Origin of the sequence: Neisseria sp. HMSC074B07 (genome assembly GCF_001810355.1) — a bacterium.
Lineage (GTDB): Bacteria > Pseudomonadota > Gammaproteobacteria > Burkholderiales > Neisseriaceae > Neisseria.
The window spans coordinates 19,695-21,768 of the sequence record NZ_KV800968.1; the positions used below are offsets into that span (position 1 = coordinate 19,695).

General features: G+C 51.8%; 1 protein-coding gene. It reads right to left on the reverse strand.

Going from position 1 to position 2,074, the window contains the following annotated elements:
- Positions 1–145: 145 nt before the first annotated feature.
- Positions 146–1,558 (reverse strand): PepSY-associated TM helix domain-containing protein, encoded by a 1,413-nt coding sequence (locus HMPREF2726_RS09565; protein ID WP_070603155.1) that lies wholly within the window; start codon positions 1,556–1,558, stop codon positions 146–148.
- Positions 1,559–2,074: the final 516 nt, after the last annotated feature.

The following is a 2,074-nucleotide window of genomic DNA, read 5'->3' on the forward strand; positions in this document are numbered from 1 at the left end:
CTTGTCCTGATTTAAATTTAATCCACTATATTTGCAGTTAATCGTCAAAAAAGGTCGTCTGAAAACCTAATTTGGTTTTCAGACGACCTTTCAATTTTGGCAAATCAAGCCTGACGGCTTATCGTTTGCCACACGCCGTAAGCGTTTATTTGAACCACCGCGACAGCGCCGGAATCCGCGACAGCAAAGCCGTATCCAAAATCCAAATCACGGCGATGGCGGCGATGGCGGTCGGGAACAACACTGCTACGATCAAAAGCGGCACAGCCATTGCCCACCATACCGGCAGCTCGATTTTCTGCGCCGGAGGAACCAGTCCGCCCGCTTTGGACGGGCGGCGTTTCCACCACATCACGCAGCCGCTGACGCAGATGAAAATCACCGCCAGGCAGAACAAGACGTTCGCCAGCACGCTCCACCAGCCCAGCGTCCCCATGTGCAGCGCGATGCTGGCCGCCATGAATTTGCCGAAGAAGTTGTAATCATCGAAACGGATGTCGGCCAGGATTTTGCCGCTGTATTGGTCGATGTGCACCGTGCGGTCGGCGGTCGGGCTGACCATGTCGTAGCTCATCGAATCCTGCGACAGCGTCCACACGCCCGTTTCGCCTTTGGGCAGGTTGAGCTGGTAGCGGCCTTTGAAACCGATTTCGCGGGCGAAGCGGTCAACCGTTTCCAAGGTCATCGGTTCGCTCGGATTGATGCCGTTTTCGCCCTTCGTCGTACCGGAAACAGGCATGGGCGTGAGTTCCAGAATCCACGGTACTTCTTTGGTTTTGCCGTCGTTCAACACATCGCCGTGGGTCGGCACGACGGATACGGGGTTCGGTTCGACCCCCCATTTGCCGGCGGGGAACTGGCTCCAAGACTGAACGAACTTACCGCCCCAAATGCCCGCCCAAGCAACACCAGACAGGCAGAACAGCAATAAAATCAAAGAAACCCAAGTGCCGAATGCGCCGTGCATGCTGCGCCACCACGAGCGTCCTTTGCCCGTTTGCGGCACAAGCATGGATTTCAGGCTGCGCTGTTTCGCCCACCACAAATAAATCCCCGTAATCATCATCAGGATGGTCAGCGACGCGGCGGTTTCTATCAGATAATCGCCCGCCGTGCCGAACATCATATCGCCGTGGATTCCATCCATCGTGTGATACCAGCCCTCATTGCGCGGCATGGAACTGACGACTTTTGCCGTGTAAGGATCGACGGCGACCATGGTCGCTTTGTCGTCGTTGTTCACGCGGAACACGGCAACCATATCGTCGGCGCGCGGCGCGATATATTGCACCACCGAAGCGGTTTCAGGGTTCACAGACTGCCGCGCCGCTTCCGCCTGCGCCGACAAAGGCTGCACCTGGGCCTGCGGGGTAACGTGTATGCGCTCGCCCTCTTTACCGGTGATGTTGGCGAATAGAAGCATGCCCAGACCTGTTACGGCAAGCAGGGTCAGAAAGGGCGCGACCAATAGCCCGAAATAAAAATGCCACCGCCACACGGTCAGGTAGCGGCGGTTGGCCTGTTGGTCGGGATGGAGAGTAGGTTTGGTTGTGTCCATAAATTCTCTCTTTTGTTTTGAGTGGATGGAGATAAAGCGCCAAGTTCCTGCCTTGCATTTTTATATTGGATTAACTTTAAACCAGTACGGCGTTGCCTCGCCTTGCCCTGATTTAAAGTTAATCCACTATATTCCAATCCACCGAGAAAAATAGCAATCGAAAAGACGCATCGCCGCCATTCTTCGCATAACGGTCTTAAATTGGATATTGGCAGATTCAGAATCAGATTGAACCTGACAACAATAATAGACCAGATAAACTAATACTTTATAAGTATAATCAATTTTTCGGATATTAACAATTTTTGAAAATAAAGCCGTAGTGAAAGACAATACCTCAGAAAGAGACCATCGAGAAGAAGAATAGTTTGAAATAAAGACAGGCTTATAACGGACTTTCACACAGCAAAAATCATCTCCAAGCCTCAAGTCCGCTCAAAAACACGCCAAATTTCCATCCATATCCAATAAATACCGCCAAACCCGTTTTATGACAAAGGTCGTCTGAATAAACTA